16 protein-coding genes are annotated in these 15,803 nt (G+C 72.4%); 10 read left to right on the top strand and 6 right to left on the bottom strand.

Features of this window, described 5'->3' with window-relative positions; translation table 11 throughout:
• The first annotated feature begins 22 nt into the window (after positions 1-22).
• Together L3i22_RS48535 and L3i22_RS48530 are read left to right on the top strand one after the other, a co-directional pair.
• Positions 23-1,189: a nitric oxide synthase oxygenase gene (locus L3i22_RS48535; protein ID WP_221324150.1), complete on the top strand. Its 1,167-nt coding sequence runs from the start codon at positions 23-25 to the stop codon at positions 1,187-1,189.
• Between the two features lie 11 nt (positions 1,190-1,200).
• A complete protein-coding gene (locus tag L3i22_RS48530) occupies positions 1,201-1,776 on the top strand; it encodes a hypothetical protein (RefSeq protein WP_221324149.1) in 576 nt (191 codons plus the stop codon).
• Here L3i22_RS48530 and L3i22_RS48525 read toward each other — a convergent pair.
• From L3i22_RS48525 to L3i22_RS48515, 3 genes are read right to left on the bottom strand one after another with little or no spacing between them, the layout of a single operon-like run.
• The gene (locus L3i22_RS48525) at positions 1,773-2,390 is read right to left on the bottom strand and encodes an RNA ligase family protein (RefSeq protein ID WP_221324148.1); all 618 of its coding nucleotides are present in this window, start codon (positions 2,388-2,390) and stop codon (positions 1,773-1,775) included. The two genes, L3i22_RS48530 and L3i22_RS48525, sit on opposite strands and share 4 nt — an antisense overlap.
• A gap of 4 nt (positions 2,391-2,394) precedes the next feature.
• Positions 2,395-3,291 carry an AAA family ATPase gene (locus L3i22_RS48520; RefSeq protein WP_221324147.1) on the bottom strand — a complete coding sequence of 299 codons (897 nt, stop codon included), beginning with the start codon at positions 3,289-3,291 and terminating at the stop codon, positions 2,395-2,397.
• Positions 3,288-4,358 carry an RNA ligase gene (locus L3i22_RS48515; RefSeq protein WP_221324146.1) on the bottom strand — a complete coding sequence of 357 codons (1,071 nt, stop codon included), beginning with the start codon at positions 4,356-4,358 and terminating at the stop codon, positions 3,288-3,290. The genes L3i22_RS48520 and L3i22_RS48515 overlap by 4 nt, the downstream gene beginning before the upstream one ends.
• A gap of 197 nt (positions 4,359-4,555) precedes the next feature.
• Between L3i22_RS48515 and rpmE the strand changes: the two genes are divergently transcribed.
• The gene (rpmE, locus tag L3i22_RS48510; protein WP_221324145.1) at positions 4,556-4,780 is read left to right on the top strand and encodes a 50S ribosomal protein L31; all 225 of its coding nucleotides are present in this window, start codon (positions 4,556-4,558) and stop codon (positions 4,778-4,780) included.
• 83 nt (positions 4,781-4,863) lie between these two features.
• Positions 4,864-5,955: a peptide chain release factor 1 gene (gene prfA, locus L3i22_RS48505; RefSeq protein WP_221324144.1), complete on the top strand. Its 1,092-nt coding sequence runs from the start codon at positions 4,864-4,866 to the stop codon at positions 5,953-5,955.
• On the opposite strand, the gene L3i22_RS48500 is transcribed toward prfA, so the two are convergent.
• Both L3i22_RS48500 and L3i22_RS48495 read right to left on the bottom strand, forming a co-directional pair.
• Positions 5,939-7,246 (bottom strand): PQQ-binding-like beta-propeller repeat protein, encoded by a 1,308-nt coding sequence (locus L3i22_RS48500; protein WP_221324143.1) that lies wholly within the window; start codon positions 7,244-7,246, stop codon positions 5,939-5,941. The genes prfA and L3i22_RS48500 overlap by 17 nt on opposite strands.
• A 54-nt stretch (positions 7,247-7,300) precedes the next feature.
• On the bottom strand, positions 7,301-8,797 hold the full coding sequence (locus tag L3i22_RS48495; RefSeq protein ID WP_221324142.1) for a diguanylate cyclase: 1,497 nt from the start codon (positions 8,795-8,797) through the stop codon (positions 7,301-7,303).
• Between the two features lie 79 nt (positions 8,798-8,876).
• Between L3i22_RS48495 and prmC the strand changes: the two genes are divergently transcribed.
• Genes prmC through L3i22_RS48475 form a run of 4 tightly spaced genes read left to right on the top strand, consistent with a single transcriptional unit; the run spans position 8,877 to position 11,985 of the window.
• The gene (gene prmC, locus L3i22_RS48490) at positions 8,877-9,743 is read left to right on the top strand and encodes a peptide chain release factor N(5)-glutamine methyltransferase (RefSeq protein ID WP_221324141.1); all 867 of its coding nucleotides are present in this window, start codon (positions 8,877-8,879) and stop codon (positions 9,741-9,743) included.
• Between the two features lie 37 nt (positions 9,744-9,780).
• Positions 9,781-10,425: an L-threonylcarbamoyladenylate synthase gene (locus L3i22_RS48485; RefSeq protein WP_255658788.1), complete on the top strand. Its 645-nt coding sequence runs from the start codon at positions 9,781-9,783 to the stop codon at positions 10,423-10,425.
• A gap of 1 nt (position 10,426) precedes the next feature.
• Positions 10,427-11,017 carry a phosphotyrosine protein phosphatase gene (locus L3i22_RS48480; RefSeq protein WP_221324140.1) on the top strand — a complete coding sequence of 197 codons (591 nt, stop codon included), beginning with the start codon at positions 10,427-10,429 and terminating at the stop codon, positions 11,015-11,017.
• Positions 11,014-11,985: an L-threonylcarbamoyladenylate synthase gene (locus L3i22_RS48475; protein WP_221324139.1), complete on the top strand. Its 972-nt coding sequence runs from the start codon at positions 11,014-11,016 to the stop codon at positions 11,983-11,985. Before L3i22_RS48480 ends, L3i22_RS48475 begins: the two co-directional genes overlap by 4 nt.
• Positions 11,986-12,349: 364 nt before the next feature.
• Here the strand turns inward: L3i22_RS48475 and L3i22_RS48470 are convergent, their stop codons facing one another.
• Complete coding sequence (locus L3i22_RS48470; RefSeq protein WP_221324138.1) at positions 12,350-13,798, bottom strand: SDR family oxidoreductase; 1,449 nt, start codon at positions 13,796-13,798, stop codon at positions 12,350-12,352.
• An 81-nt stretch (positions 13,799-13,879) separates the two neighbouring features.
• On the opposite strand from L3i22_RS48470, the gene glyA reads away from it, so the two are divergent.
• Both glyA and L3i22_RS48460 read left to right on the top strand, forming a co-directional pair.
• The gene (gene glyA, locus L3i22_RS48465) at positions 13,880-15,169 is read left to right on the top strand and encodes a serine hydroxymethyltransferase (protein WP_255657704.1); all 1,290 of its coding nucleotides are present in this window, start codon (positions 13,880-13,882) and stop codon (positions 15,167-15,169) included.
• Positions 15,166-15,672 (top strand): hypothetical protein, encoded by a 507-nt coding sequence (locus tag L3i22_RS48460; protein WP_255657703.1) that lies wholly within the window; start codon positions 15,166-15,168, stop codon positions 15,670-15,672. The genes glyA and L3i22_RS48460 overlap by 4 nt, the downstream gene beginning before the upstream one ends.
• Positions 15,673-15,803: the final 131 nt, after the last annotated feature.

Genomic DNA, 15,803 nt, shown 5'->3' with positions numbered 1-15,803 from the left:
CTCGATTCACCGGAGGCGCTCGATGTTCGTGCCCGGCTACCGGGACCAACCGACCGAGCCCTGGGATCCGGACGCGCCCGCCGACCCGGCCGAGGCGGAGGACTTTCTCCGCCGCTGCTACACGGAAAATCCCCGGCTCGGGCCGGTCGAGCCACGACTCGCCATCGTCCGCGCGCAGATCGCCGCCACCGGCACCTATGTGCACACCACCGACGAGCTGACCCACGGCGCCCGGATGGCCTGGCGCAACGCGAGCCGCTGCATCGGCCGCCTCTACTGGCGCAGCCTGCTCGTGCTCGACCGGCGCCGGGCCCGGACCGCCGACGAGATCTACTCGCTGCTCGTACAGCACCTGCAGACCGCCGGCGAGGGCCAGCTGCGGGCGGTGATCAGCGTCTTCCCGGCGGCTCAGCCGGGCCGGCCGTACGCCCGGGTCTGGAACGAACAACTGATCCGGTACGCCGGCTACCGCGCCGAGGACGGCGTGCCGGTCGGCGACCCACGGCTGCGCGAGTTCACCACCGCGGTCCGCGCCTTCGGCTGGCAGGGCAAGGGTGAGGCGTTCGACGTGCTGCCCCTGGTGATCGAGACCCCGGCCGACGGGATCCGGCTCTACGAGCTGCCCGAGCGTGCGATCCGCGAGGTCCCGATCACCCACCCCGAGTACGCCTGGTTCCCCGAGCTGGGGCTGCGCTGGCACGCCGTCCCGGCGATCGCCAACATGCGGCTCACCATCGGCGGCGTGCACTACCCGCTCGCCCCGTTCAACGGCTGGTACCTGGGCACCGAGATCGGCGCCCGCAACCTCGCCGACGCGGACCGCTACGACCTGCTGCCGGTGCTCGCCGGCCGGCTCGGCCTGGACACCACCCGGGAGTCGTCGCTCTGGCGGGACCGGGCGCTGCTCGAGCTGAACCTCGCCGTCCTGCACAGCTTCGAGGCGGCCGGGGTCAAGATGAGCGACCACCACACCGAGTCACGGCGCTTCCTCAAGCACATCGACAACGAGACGAAGGCCGGCCGCCCGGTCCCGGCCGACTGGACCTGGATCGTCCCGCCGATGTCCGGCGGCATCACCCCGGTCTTCCACCGCTACTACGAGGAGCTGGACCTGCGGCCGGCGTTCTACCTCGACGACGACGCGGCCGCCCTGGCTCGCGAGGGCATGCGGGGTTGCCCGCATCGTTAGCATCGTCCTCGATGGGAATCGACTGGGCGTACGACATCCACCTGCCGGCCCGGAACGTCGCGACGGCGCTCCGGGCCACCGCCGCCCTCGCCCACCCCGGCAAGGGCCCGGTCCGGGTGACCCTGCCCGACGGTGCGGAACTGCTTCTCCCGTTCACGTCGGGCTTCCGCGCCGACCCGGTCGACGTCCGGGCCGGGGACGGTCACGTTCAGCTCGACACCTTGTTGCGTTTCCCGGTCCGCGACGACGTGATCCGGGCCTGGGCCGAGGGGGACGACAGCGCCGAGGACCCGATCCGGATCGGCTACATCTACCTGTCCGTCTGGTACCGGTACTCGCCGCGCCCCGGCTACGCCCACCTCAGCTACACCGCAGCCACCACCGGCATGAGCCATCTGTTCGCGGACTCCACCAGCGTCCGCCGTGTCTTCACCGACCTGGCCGCGTCGGCCGGCGCGGTCCTGTGCGTCCTGGACCGGGAGGGCGACGGCGACGAGATCTGCTGGCGCGACGGCATCGAAGTGGCCGAGCCGTTCGACCGGATGATCCTGGCGGCGATGGCCGCGCGCTGGCCGGCCGCGGGCTAGGCGAACTCGTTGACCGCGAAGTCGTCGCGGTGGCGCCAGGCGGCGTCGGTCCGGACGTGCTCGGCCCGGACCCATTTCAGCAGCTTGACCGGGAACTCGGCGGCCGGGATGCGGCCGGCCGCGCGAACGACGTACCCCTCGGAAGTTTTCTCCTCGCGCAGCGCGAGCCAGGCGGCGCGGGCCTCGGAGAGGCTGCCGCCGCGATAGAGGACCGGGACCACCGGCAGCTCCAGCCGGCGGGCCCAGTCCACCGTGTCGTCCCAGCCCAGCAGCGTGTCCGTCTCGTCCCAGATGCCGAAGACCAGGAAGACCCCGGGCAGATCGGTGTACGCGACGCTGCGGCGGGCCCACATCGACTCGCCGCAGACCCGCCACCCGTCCGGGATCTTGTACGCCGTCATCGCCCACAGCGCCTTCGCCGGCCGATCCCACGGATGCGTGCCGGAGTCGACCGACCGCGCGTACATCGCGTCCCGGGTGAAGGTGAGGTTCCCGCCGTCCATCTTCTCGGTCACCACGAGCTCACCGTCCAGCCACGACAGATCCGACTGGATCCGGTCGTCGCCGGAGGCGCCCGGGGAATCGGGCAGATGGAACGTACGCGGATACTTCACCAACTCAAAAGTCCCCTTCCGCGACCTGGAACACGGTCAGGCCGAGCGCACGCCACATACGTACCACCTGCTGGCGGTCGTCGAAAACCCCCACGACCCGCCAGCGGTTCCGGATCTCCGAGTCGAAGATCTCCCGCTTGACGATCGAGTCCTTCCGGCTGTCCCCCTCGGGACGCATGAACAGGCCCTCGTACGGCACGTCGACGAACAACTCCAGCCACGCCTCGGTCTCCGCCCGGCACACCTCGTCGCGCCCGGAGCAGAAGACGATCGCGTGCCCGGCCGCGTGCATCGCCCGGACCGCCGCGATCACCGCCGGGTTCGGCGCGTCCTCACCGACCCGGTGCCACTCGTACGGACTCCGCCCGGCCATCAGCGCGACCGTCCCGTCGATGTCCACCAGCACCACCGGCGGCAGCTCCGGATCCGGCTGGTAGACGACGCCCGGCCCACCCGGGTCGACGAACGGCACCGGCAGCGGCACGTTCTTCCCGGCCAGATACCGCTCGTGCATCCGCCGGATCGCGTCCTCGCCGACCTGGTCGTCCGCGGGCCGCTCGGCGTCCCGCCGGAGACACTCGGCCAGCGGGACGTCGGTGAAGTCGTGCACCTCGAACGACGCGCCGTGCCGGGCGGCCATCTCGGCCCACTCCCGGACCACCTTGGCCCGCAGGTTCGTGTCGTCCACGATCACGCTGGCCCGGGTCCGCAGCAGCGCCTCGACCGCGGCCCGCTGCGCGTGCGTGACCTGCGCCTCGGCCGACTGCGTGAACAGGCGCTGCCCGTGCAGCATCCGCCGCAGGTCGTCCCGGTTCACCCGGACCACCCCGGGCTGCAGCTTGCGGGCGAACGTGGTCTTCCCGGACGCGGGCAGACCCCGCGTGATCAACAGTCGCGTCATTCCTCGGCTCCTCCACCGGCCGCCTTGTCTCCCGACGGCCGAACCCGCTGCCACAGGCCAGGACGGTAGTCGTGACCGTCCAGACGCTGGAACAGCTCACCCCGGTGCGGGCTGCGCACCGCGGCCAGCGCGAACTCCTTGCGCCCCCAACCGGCCGGCAGCCCGCCGACGATCCCGTCGTAGGCCGCCTCGACCGCCGCGGCGCGCGCGTCGACCTCGGCGGTGAGCTCCGCGGCTACGCCGCTGGCCCAGACATGGAATTCGTCCGGCAAGGGCGCCAGCATCGGGTCCAGGTCGCCGCCGGTCGCCAAGATCTCCCATACGGTACGGGGGGTGAGCCCGGTCACCAGGCGATGCAGCCGGACGTAGTCGGCGTACTTGATCTTCACCCGCTGGTCGGCCGCGGTGAAGTGCACCACCAGCCCCTCCCGCCCGTCGCGCGGGGGAGCGGCGAGCGCCTCGGCCAGCGTCGCGTACCCGAACGTCTCGACCACCGGGCCCGGCCAGTCCGGCACCGCCTCCGGCCCGTGCGAGCGGCCGGTGGCGATCTCGACCGCGCCGAGCAGGACCAGGTCGTCGAGACCCCGGTAGTCGACGACGATCCGGTTGTCCGGGTAAATGATCTCCACGAGCACCGTCAGGCCGGCCGGCGGGACGAACTCCGCGTACCGCGTACGCAGCAGGTTCGTCGCATGCCGCGCCTGATCGGAGGCGAACGACCCGCGCGTCGCCACCGCCCAGCCCGAGCCGTCGTGGTAGACGATGCCCAGGCTCCCATCCACCTTGTCAGTGACCGTCACCGCCGCCGCTGCGTCGAGAACCGGCGCAGACGGCTCAGAATGGTTGAAGAACTTATTCATGACACGAGCCGCAATGTGTCCGGACTCGTGCACGATCAGGCCACGACAGGCGAGCGTGACCGGGCTCCAAGCGCCGGAGTACTGGCAGGCCTCGGTGTAGTTGTAGATCGTGAACGGCAGGCTCGGATGACGCTGCGTCCGGATCAGCCCGTTGCCGACCGCTTCGGCCAGCTTGACCGGATCGAAGACCTCGTGGAGCAGCGTCATGGCGGTGGTCCTCAGTGAGCGGGAATTACCGAAGGGGCGCTCACGTTATCGAGGTCGTAACCAGTTGCACCTCCTGATTTCCGGCTGCTACCGGGATCTGGCAGACTGGTACATCGGCCAGTAAGGGTTCCGGTTCCCGTCCTCATTCATCACAGGGCGACCCGGCGACCCGCATCATCGAGAGGGACCGAGCAGACATGAAGAGCGGCATCCACCCGGAGTACACGACCACCGAGGTCATCTGCTCCTGCGGCGAGACCTTCACCACCCGTAGCACCGCCAAGGGCGGCGAGATCCGCGTCGAGACCTGCAGCGCCTGCCACCCGTTCTACACCGGCAAGCAGCGCGTCCTCGACACCGCGGGCCGGGTCGCGAAGTTCCAGGCGAAGTACGCCAAGGTCAACGCCGCGAAGAAGAAGTAACTGCTTCAACGGCGCCCGTCCCGGGAAACCGGGGCGGGCGCCGTTCGCGTGTTGGTCCGCTTTTCCACGACTTGGAGTGACCGATGAGCACCGACCGCCTGACCGCGCTTCTCGACGAATACGCCGATCTGGAGAAGCGGATGGAGGACCCGTCGATCCATTCCGACCAGGCGCTGGTCCGCCGGGTCGGCCGGCGCTTCGCCGAGCTCGCGCCGCTCTACACCGCGCACGCCGAGCTGGAGGCCGCGCGCGCCGACCTGGCCGCCGCTAAGGAGCTGGCCGCCGAGGACCCGGCGTTCGCGAGTGAGGTCGAGGCGGTCGCCGCGGTGCTGCCGGCGCTGGAGGAGAAGCTCGGCGAGATGCTCATGCCGCGCGACCCGAACGACGCCAAGGACGTGATCGTCGAGATCAAGGCGGGCGAGGGCGGCCAGGAGTCCGCGCTGTTCGCCGCGGATCTGCTGCGCATGTACACCCGGTACGCGGAACGCCACGGCTGGGTGATCGAGGTGATCGACTCGCAGGAGTCGGACCTCGGCGGTGTGAAGGACATCTCGGTCGCGGTGAAGACGCGGGGCCTGCCGGAGGGCGGCCACGGCGTCTGGTCCCGGATGAAGTGGGAGGGCGGCGTGCACCGGGTGCAGCGGGTCCCGGTCACCGAGTCGCAGGGCCGGATCCACACCTCGGCGGCCGGTGTGCTGGTGCTGCCCGAGGCGGAGGACGTCGAGGTGCACATCGAGCCGGGCGACCTGCGGATCGACGTGTACCGCTCGTCGGGGCCGGGTGGCCAGTCGGTCAACACCACCGACTCCGCGGTCCGGATCACGCACCTGCCGACCGGGACCGTGGTCAGCTGCCAGAACGAGAAGAGCCAGCTGCAGAACAAGGAGTCGGCGATGCGGATCCTGCGCTCCCGGCTGCTGGTGCAGCTGCAGGAGGCGGCGGACGCGGTGGCCGGCGACGCGCGCAAGGCCCAGGTGCGGACGGTCGACCGCTCCGAGCGGGTGCGCACGTACAACTACCCGCAGAACCGGATCACCGACCACCGGATCGGCTACACCGCGTACAACCTCGATCTCGTCCTCGGTGGCGAGCTGGACGGGGTGCTGGACGCGCTGGCCGCGGCGGACCGGGAGGCCCGGCTGGCCGGGGACACCGAGCTCAGCCGACGTCAGTGACGCTGAGCCGGCCGGCGCCGGTGCAGAGCATCCGGTGCCCGCTGAGCTGGCAGGTGTCGGAGCGGCCGAGGACCGCGCCGAGCAGGGTCCGCCGGCCGGTGTCCGGGTCCCAGCGGGCGATCGTCACGCGGTAGGGCGCGGTCGTGGTGTCGCGCAGCTCCAGCAGCCGGTCGCCGTCCACGGCGAGGATCCGGCTGTGCGGCGGGGCGGTCCGGACGGCGCGGCCGGTGCGGGCGTCGACCACGGCCTGCTCGGTGGCGATCTGCCGGCTGTCGGCGATCAGCAGCCGGCCGTTCGTCAGCGGGGTGGCGTCGCCGCTGGGCAGCTGCCAGAGCCGCGTGCCGGTGGCCGGGTCGAGGGCGGTGGTCAGGTGGGTGTCGTTGACGCAGAGCACCGGGCCGCAGTTCTGGACGTAGACGTCGCCGGTGGTGGTGAAGCGCCACAGGTCGGTCAGGCTGTCCGTCCCGTACGCGACCAGGGTGGTGACCGCACCGTCGTGCCGGACGTCGAAGAACCGCCCGCCGAGCAGCTGCGGACCCCAGGTCAGCTGGGTGTGCGGCCGGTCGACCTGGCGGGTGGCGAGCACAGCGCCGTCGGTGTACCGGAGCGTGGTCAGCCGGCCGGCCGCGGTGGCGAGGACGATCCGGGTGGTGTCCGCCGGGTCCTCGGAGACGACCACGTTGTCGGCCGGGTCGATCGGGCGGTCCCAGAGCGCGGTGCCGTCGGTGGCCCGGACCAGGTGCAGCCCGGTGATCCGGGCCCGGTCGTCGCGGTCGCCGAGCAGCACCTCGCCGGCGGTCGCGGCCAGTTCGTCGCCGGACCGCCGCCAGAGCTCCGTCCCGGTGCCGGCGTCCAGCGCCCGGGTGTCGGTGCCGAAGTACGTCGTGCCGCCGTCCACCTCGACCGTGCGGATCTTCGCGGGGGCGTAGAGCTGGTTGCTGTCCGGGTCCGGGTTCAGCCAGGACGGCAGCTCCTTGTCGTGCAGGCGCCAGCGGACCTGGCCGGTGCCCAGGTCGTACGCGACCGACTCCTGGTTCTCCGGGGTGCCCTGGTTGACCAGGACGATGCCGGCGAACGGGTAGGGCCAGCTGTCCAGCCCGATCTCGGCCGACCAGCTCTCGGCGAAGGACGGTGGGGCGGGCCGCCCGGAGCCGGTCAGGGCGACCGCGGCGAGCACCGCGAGGACGGCCGCGACCGGCCGGCGGAGCCCGATCCGGCGCAACGGGGGTGCCGGCGCGGGCTCCTCGACGAAGTCCGGCGCGCTGACGTCGCCCAGTTCGATGATCGCCATGGTGTCGCCGATCCTATGCGGCCCGGGCACCCACCCGGCTCGATCACGGACGTCTCAGGTCGGTTTCCGGCTCGCCGCGGCGGCGGCCAGGGCGGCGCTCAGCCCGCGGCCGTTGGTGCCCACCTCGGACCAGCCGGCGGCCAGCCCGATCGGCGTGCCCGGGACCAGGACCTGCCAGTTCTCCGCGGCGGCGGCGGCGCTGATCCGGCGGGAGACCTCGGCCGCGTGGTGCGGGCCGGCGCCCGGCAGGACCAGGACGAACTCGTCGCCGGCGAACCGGGCCGCGAAGTCGCCGCGGCGCATCACCCGGGCCAGCACCCCGGCGATCCGCTGCAGCACCAGGTCGCCGCAGTGCCGGCCGTGCCGCATGTTGACCGTGGTGAAGCCGACGATGTCGCAGACCCCGACCGCGGCCCGCTCGCCGCGGGCCAGCAGCCCGTCCACGTAGTGCTCCAGCTGGCGGCGGTTGGGCAGGCCGGTCAGCGGGTCGGTGAGCGTCTCGTCGCCGTACCGGTGCGGGTCGCGTTGCGTCTCCTGGGCGTCCAGGCGGGCGGCGACGCCGTCCAGGTAGCCGTCGCGCAGCTGGTCGATGCGCTGGGCGGCGAGGCGGAACGCGTACCGGTCGGCGGCGTGCGCGGCGGCGTGGTCGCCGGCGCTGGCGTGGCAGATGCTGCGTAACCGGGCGGGCTCCGGGGCGCCGAGCACCTCGGCGGAGACCGGGATCGCCTCCAGCATGGTCAGCGCGCGCTCCGGTTTGCCGGCCGCGATGGTCAGGCAGACCGAGCCGAGGTGTCGTAGGTCCCGGGTGCGCGCGCTGTCGCCGCCGCCGGTCAGCCAGCGGGCCGCGCCGTCCTCGGTCGGCTCGCCCAGGGCGGCGCGGCGGGCCAGCGCGTAGCCGTAGACCGCGCGGCTGCCCGGGCGCAGCTGGTCGGTCGCCACGTAGCGGGACAGCTCGGCGTCGATGTCGCGCAGCACCCGCAGGCAGCCGTCGGTGTCGCCCCAGTGGTCCAGGGAGACCGCGTTGCGCAGCCGGATGCCGGGGGCGGCGAACACCTCGGGGGTCAGGCCGGCGCTCGCGCCCACCTCCCGGGCCTGCTCGATCGCGGTCAGCGCCTGGCCGTGAAAGCCCAGATAGGAATACGCCATCGCGAGGTCGTGCCAGCCCCAGGCGGTCTCCTGGTCGCGTTCCGGCACCGCGGCGAGGGCGCGGGACGCCTGCACCAGGTGGGTGACCCCACGGTCCAGATTGCTCTGCAGATGGGCGCCGAGCGCCGCGAAGGCGTGCATCTGGCCGCGGAGATAGGGATCCGGCACCTCGCGGACCGCCTCGGCGGCGGCCGCCATCGCGGCCGCCAGCTCGGCGACCCGGCCCAGGTTGATCAGGGCGCCGAAGCGCTGGATCAACGCGTACGCCCGGGCGGTGGGATCGACGCTCACGGCCAGCACGGAGTCCAGGATCGGCAGGGCCTGTGCCGAGCGGCCGTTCTGCTGAAGCTCCCCGGCCCGGCGCAGATCCTCGACATGTTCCGCGAGCTGGTCCAACCAACCCACCAGGCGCCTCCCACGGGCTCGGCGCGGCGCTGGGCGACCCGGCCGATCCCCGGCGTGCGCGACGTCTCATGATTATGCCGTGACGCCGCCTGACGAACACCCCCGCCGGACCCGTCTGGCACCCGAGCTCGCATCGGCGACCGCCGAACTCTCGGCGTCCGGTGTGTCCTCGCCCCGGGTGGACGCCGAGTTGCTGGCCGCGCACGTGCTCCAGGTGCCGCGTGGGCGGCTGATATTGATCGACGCCATCCGCGCGGACGAGGCCGAGCGGCTGCGCGAGTTGGTCACCGCGCGGGCGGACCGGATCCCGTTGCAACATCTGCTCGGCACGGCCGCGTTCCGGCATGTGGAACTCGCGGTCGGCGACGGCGTCTTCGTGCCCCGCCCGGAGACCGAGCTGCTGGCCGGCTGGGGCATCGAGCGGACCACGCCCGGGGCGACCGTGGTCGACCTGTGCAGCGGCAGCGGGGCGATCGCGGTGTCGGTCGCGGACGAGTCGCCGGCCGGCCGGGTGATCGCGGTGGAACGGTCCGCGGAAGCGTTGCCGTGGCTGCGGCGCAACGTCACGCCGTACGCGAACAAGGTTTTGATCGTCGAAGGTGATGTGACCGATCCGGAACTGTTGTCCGATCTGCACGGTCAGGTGGATGTGCTGCTCTGCAATCCGCCCTACGTGCCGGACGGCACTCCGGTCCCACCCGAGGTGTCCGATCACGATCCGGCCGAGGCGGTCTTCGGCGGGGCCGACGGGCTGTCCGTGATCCGGCCGGTGATCGCGCTGGCCGGTGCTCTTCTCAAATCGGGCGGATCGGTCGGTATCGAACATGATGACGTGCACGGCGCCGCGGTGCCCGATCTGCTCCGCGCGGACGGCCGGTTCACCGAGGTGACCGCGCACGAGGACTTCACCGGCCGCCCACGCTATGCGACCGCCCGCCGCCGCTAGTTGAGCAGATCAACCGCATGGCAGACTGCACAGCGTGATGCTCTACGACTGCGCTGCCATCGCCGATCGTGATCGCGGCATCGCCGCCGCCGTCGAGGCGGCCAAGAGCGGTGAGCTCGTGGTCATGCCCACCGACACGGTGTACGGGGTCGGTGCGGATGCCTTCACCGCCCACGCGATCACCCAGCTGCACCACGCCCGCGGGTCGGACCGCCGGGTGCCGCCGCCGGTGCTGGTCGGCTCCCGACACACCCTCGACGGGCTGGTCTACTCGCTGCCCCGGGCCGCGCGGGACCTGGCCGACGCGTTCTGGCCGGGCGCGCTGACCATCATCGTGGAGCACTCGCCGAGCCTGCAGTGGGACCTGGGCGACACCGGCGGCGTGATCGCCGTGCGGATGCCGCTGCACCCGGTCGCCCTCGAGGTGCTGCGCGAGGTCGGCCCGATGGCGGTGACCACGGCCAACAAGGTCGGCTCGCCGTCGCCGCTGACCGCCGAGGAGGCCCGTGAGCAGCTGGAGTACTCGGTGCGCGTCTACCTGGAGGCCGGCCCGGCCGTCGATCCGTGGCCGAGCACCGTGGTCGACGTGACCGGGGACGTGCCACGCGTGCTGCGGGTCGGCTCGATCCCGGTCGAGAAGCTGCGCGACGTCGTGCCCGAGATCGTCGAGGGGCAGGCCTGAGGTGGCGCCGTTCACCGTCCTGCACGTCTGCATGGGCAACATCTGCCGGTCGCCGATGGCCGAACGCCTGCTCGACCGGGCCGTCCACGACCGGGTCAAGCACGACGAGCCGCTGCTGCGCAGCCTCAGCGCCGGAACCGGAGGCTGGCACGAGGGCGAGGAGATGAACCCGCCGGCGGCCCGTCAGGTCCGCGCCCGGCGCGGCTCCGCCGACGGCTTCGCGGCCCGCAAACTGCGCGGCGACTTCATCGACGAGGCCGACCTGATCCTCACCGCGACCGCCGATCAGTACGACTACGTGGTCGCCCTGCGCCCGGACGCGGCCGCGCGCACGTTCGTCCTCGGCGAGTTCGGCCGGCTGCTGCACGGCGTCGACAAGGCCGCCCTGCCCCCGGCCGAGTCGAAACCGGACGCCGTGCACCAGCGCGGCGTGGCGATCGTCGAGGCCGTGCACCGGCTGCGGGCCGGCGCGGCGCCGCTGCTCACCGACGACCTGGACGACCCGTGGGGCCGCGGCGACCAGACGTTCCAGCGGGTCGGCGACGAGATCGAGGACACCACGGTCCCGCTCGCCACGTTGCTCCTTCCATGAGCGCCTTCCCACAGATCGCCGCCCCCGATGCCGAAGGGCTGCGCCGGGCCGTCGAACTCCTCCGCGCCGACTCGGTCGTCGCCTTCCCCACCGAGACCGTCTACGGCCTCGGCGCCAACGCCTTCTCCCGGCAGGCGATCGGCGAGGTCTACCGGCTGAAGAACCGGCCCGGCTGGAACCCGCTGATCGTCCACGTCGCCACCGTCGACGCGGCCCGCGAACTGGCCGCGGAGTGGCCCGAGGCGGCCGAGAAGCTGGCCGCGGCGTTCTGGCCCGGCCCGCTGACCCTGGTCGTGCGCCGGGCCGCACACCTGGCCGGCGTCGGTGCCGACAACGACACCATCGCGATCCGGATCCCCGCGCACGAGGTCGCGTTGCGCCTGCTGGCGGCGTCCGGGCTGGCGCTCGCCGCGCCCAGCGCCAACCGCTCCGAGTCGATCTCGCCGACCACCGCCGAGCACGTCGTGCGCAGCCTGCCGGAGGTGCCGCTGGTGCTGGACGGGGGGCCGAGCTCGTGGGGGATCGAGTCGACGGTCCTCGATCTGACCACGCCGGTGCCGACGCTGCTGCGGCCGGGGGCGTTGCCGTTGCGGGCGCTCCGGGACGTGACCGGGGCGATCGCGGTGCGCGACGAGGAGACCGCGGACGGCGCGGCCCGGCCGTCGCCGGGGATGAGCCGGCGGCACTACGCGCCTCGGGCGAAGACCCTGCTCATGCGGGACTTGCGGGAGGCGGATCGGGCCGGGTTGACGGCGCCTTCGGCGATTTTGACGTACGAGGGGGTCGGGTACCCGCCGTACGACATCGTTGAGGTTCTGTCCGCGGACCCCCGTGAGTTTGCGGCGGACCTGTACGCGGCCCTGCATCGTCTGGACGACGCCGGGGTGGCCACGATCCTGATCCAGGAGCCGCCGGACGGTGAGGACTGGCTGGCGGTGCGGGATCGCCTAGCACGGGCGGCGGCCTGAGGCGGGGTTGTCCACAGCGGGCTCGGGCGCGTTTCTCGCGACGTGAGCCGCCGCCCGGCGATCACGGCAACGCCCCGGATCCTCACCGCCCGAGACCGCAACCGATCTTCGCAACAGCCATAGGCGCCAGCGCATCGGGCCCAGCTGGTCGTGAGGGTGCCTCGGCCGGGCTGAGGCACCCCTGAGGGCCGGCCGGCGGGCTTGCGGCGTCGGCGGAGCGGGACCACGGCGTACCTCCGAAGCCACCGCAAGCGGCAACTCCCGCAAGTGGCGGCCGCAGCCGCGACCAGCAGCGGGCGGTGCCTGGCAAGCAAAACAGCGAGCGGGCCGCAGCCGCGACCGACCGACCGGCGGGCGGCGGTTTTCAGCCCTCAGCCCCGCGAGCGATGTTCCGGGCCATCCCGTTGAAGACGATCCCGTGGAACGGCCAGACCGACGCCCAGTAGAGGTGCCCGGCCAGCCCGCGCGGCAGGAACACCGCCCGCTGGCGATAGACCGAGCCCCCGTCCCCGTCCGGCTCGGCGCGCATCTCCAGCCAGGCACGCCCCGGCACCCGCATCTCGGCCCGCAGCCGCAGCAGTGAGCCGGGCACGATCTCCTCGACCCGCCACCAGTCCAGTGCCTCGCCGACCCGCAGCCGGTTCCGGTCGCGCCGGCCGCGGCGCAGCCCGACCCCGCCGACCAGCCGGTCCAGCCAGCCGCGCACCGACCAGGCGAGCGGGAACGAGTACCAGCCGTTGTCCCCGCCGACACCCTCGATGACCTGCCACAGCCGGTCCGCCGGGGCGTGCACCGGGCGGCGCCGCTCGTCGGTGTAGATGCTGCCGCCGGACCAGTCCGGGTCGCTGGGCAGCGGCTCGGCGGCCGCGTCCCGGCCGGACGCGCTGGTCCAGCGGGTCTCCACGTCGGCGTCGCGGATCCGGCCCAGTGCGAGCCGGACCGCCTCGTCGAAGCCGATCGGGGCGGGCCCGGGCAGCAGCGCGGCGAGGTCGTTCTCCCGGGCCACCGCCTCGTGCACCAGGCTGGCGACCAGCGGCCGGGCGATCGCGTTCGGGACCGGGGTGACCAGGCCGACCCAGTGCGCGGAGAGCCACGGGCTGAGCACCCGGGTGGGCAGGATGATCCGGCGGGGGAGTCCGGCGACGGTGGCGTAGCGGCGCATCATCTCGGCGTAGGTGAGCACGTCGGCGCCGCCGATGTCGAAGCCGCGGTGCACGTCCGGCGGCAGCCCGGCCGCGTCGATCAGGTAGCGGAGCACGTCGCGGACCGCGATCGGCTGGATCCGGTTGCCGACCCAGCGCGGGCAGACCATGGCCGGCAGTCGCTCGGTGAGGTAGCGCAGCATCTCGAACGAGGCCGAGCCGGACCCGATGATCACCGGGGCGCGCAGCACCGCCGTCGGCACGCCGCTGGCGAGCAGGATCCGGGCCACCTCGGCGCGGGAGCGCAGGTGCGGGGACGGGCGGTCGCCGGGCGGGGGCTCGGGGCCGCCCAGGTAGATGATCCGGCGTACGCCGGCCGCCCGTGCCGCCGCGGCGAAGTTGGCGGCGGCCTCGCGGTCGCGGCGCTCGAAGTCCCGCTGACCCAGCGAGTGCATCAGGAAGTAGGCGACCTCGATGCCGTCGAAGGCCGGGCGGAGACTGGCCGGATCGGCGAGGTCGGCCTCGACGATCTCCACCTGATCGGCCCACGGGACGTCCCGCAGACGCCCCGCGCTGCGGGAGAGACAGCGCACCTGATGACCGGATTCGGCCAGGCGAGGGGCCAACCTGCCGCCGATGTAGCCGGTCGCACCCGTGACAAGACAACGCATAACTTCAGACTGTGCCCCGAATCGTGGTGATTCAGCCATATGCTCGATGCAGGCCGCGTCACCGAGCTCGGGGAGGCCCAGGTGAGGACCTTCTGGGGTCCGGACTTCGCCGCGCTGGAGCGCGACGACCCGGAGATCGCCGGCGTGCTTCTCGACGAGGTGGCCCGCCAGCGCGACACGTTGACGCTGATCGCGAGCGAGAGTTTCACCTCGCCGGCGGTGCTGGCCGCGCTCGGCTCGACGCTCGCCAACAAGTATGCCGAGGGCTATCCGGGCAACCGCTACTACGGCGGGTGCGCCCAGGCCGACCGGGCCGAGGAACTGGCCGTCGCGCGGGCCGTCGAGCTGTTCGGCGCCGACCACGCGAACGTGCAGCCGCACTCCGGGGCGTCGGCGAACCTGGCGGCGTACGCCGCGCTGGCCGAGCCGGGCGACCCGGTGCTGGCGATGGGGCTGCCGCACGGCGGGCACCTGACCCACGGGAGCAAGGCGAACTTCTCCGGGAAGTGGTTCCACCCGATCTCGTACCGGGTGGATCCGGTCTCCGAATTGATCGATTACGACGAGGTACGCGACCTGGCGCTCGCGCACCGGCCGAAACTGATCATCTGTGGGGCGACCTCGTACCCGCGGCTGATCGACTTCGCCCGGTTCCGCGAGATCGCCGACGAGGTCGGGGCGTACCTGCTGGTCGACGCGGCGCACTTCATCGGCCTGGTGGCCGGGCGGGCGATCCCGTCCCCGGTGCCGTACGCCGACGTCGTCACCTGCACCACGCACAAGGCGCTGCGCGGCCCGCGCGGCGGCATGATCCTCTGCCGGGCGGACCTGGCCCAGCGGATCGACAAGGCGGTCTTCCCGTTCGCGCAGGGCGGCCCGATGATGCACGCGGTCGCGGCGAAGGCGGTGGCCCTCCGCGAGGCGAGCGGCGCGGCCTTCCAGGGGTACGCTTCGCAGACCGTGCGTAACGCGCAGGCGCTGGCCTCCTGGCTGACCGCCGAGGGGATGCGCCCGGTCACCGGTGGCACCGACACCCATCTCGCCGTGCTCGATCTGCGCGATCTGGGGATCAGCGGCCGGGAGGCGGAGGCGCGTTGCGCCATCGCCGGGATCGCTCTCAACAAGAACGCCATTCCGTACGATCCGGAGCGCCCCGCCGTGGCCTCCGGGATCCGGGTCGGCGCGCCGGGTGTGACCTCGCAGGGGATGCGGGAGCCCGAGATGCGCCGGATCGCGGAGCTGATCGGGGTGGCGGTGCGGTGCGATCCCGAGACGGTCGCCGGGATGTCCCGGCTGGCCGACGTCGGCGAGGAGGTGACCGGCCTGGTGCGGCGCTTCCCGTTCTATGTGGAGCAGGAGGTTCTGGCTTGAGCGGCTCTTCGCCTTTGGCCGAGCGCGATGGTGAACGTTCCGGGGCTTTCGGGGAAATTCCTGGTACGCCGGAGAAGGTCGACGAGACCCCGCTGCCGGATCTGCCGCCGCTGCCGAAGGATCCGCGCTGGAAGGTCGAGCATCTCGGCTTCCTGACCACGGTCTCGTTCGCCCTGATGCTCTGCGCCGCTTCGGTCGGTTACCTGGTCAGCGGCCCGACCGCCGCGCTGGCCGCGGCCGGCGGCGTCCTGATCGTGCTGGTCAGCCACACCCTCACCACGCTGGTGGTGGCCTGGGCGGACACCGTGCGCCCGGCCCTGGTCATGCCGCTGGGAATGTTGACGTATGTCGTCAAATACTCTTTGCTCGGCATTATCCTGGCAGTTGGCGTCTCGTCCGATTGGTCGGGTAAGAAGGCGCTCGGCCTCGGGGTGGTCGCCGGGGTTGTGGTCTGGACCGGCGTCCAGGCCTGGTGGGTGACTCGCCGAACTCTCCGGGGGTGATCTGAAGCACGGGCGTCCTCCCTGGTCAGCGGAGGTTTGGCCGGTCAACTGCCACGAACCGGTGATGTGTCCGGCCGTGCCTTGTTCCGTTTTGGCGCGACAGGAGTACCGTGTGCTTCCAGTTGCGAGAC

Source organism: Actinoplanes sp. L3-i22 (genome assembly GCF_019704555.1).
Taxonomy (GTDB): Bacteria; Actinomycetota; Actinomycetes; order Mycobacteriales; family Micromonosporaceae; genus Actinoplanes.
Note: the sequence above shows the minus strand (reverse complement) of the source record. Positions and strands in the feature narration are given on the sequence as shown.